Annotated in this window: 1 protein-coding gene; it reads left to right on the top strand. The window is 26.0% G+C overall.

Annotated elements, in window-relative coordinates:
* Positions 1-25: 25 nt before the first annotated feature.
* Positions 26-204: helix-turn-helix domain-containing protein (locus KGF46_RS19940; RefSeq protein ID WP_413926732.1), on the top strand; the 179-nt coding region annotated here is incomplete at its 3' end.

Raw genomic sequence — 204 nt, 5'->3', positions numbered from 1 at the left:
ATATAAATTAAAAGGAGGTGAAGAAATGATACAGATGAAAGCTTTTAAGTTTAGAATATATCCAAATCAAACTCAAAGAGAAATAATAGAAAAATCTTTTGGATGTTCAAGATTTGTGTATAATCACATGTTAGCACTTCAAAAAGAAAGATACGAAAAGGAAGGTAAATCACATTCAAAGTATGATTTAATTAAAAAACTTCC

It is taken from the genome of Clostridioides sp. ZZV14-6153 (assembly GCF_020657855.1).
Lineage (GTDB): Bacteria > Bacillota > Clostridia > Peptostreptococcales > Peptostreptococcaceae > Clostridioides.
The sequence above is the reverse complement of the archived record's forward strand: the minus strand, read 5'-3'. Positions and strand labels throughout refer to the sequence as shown.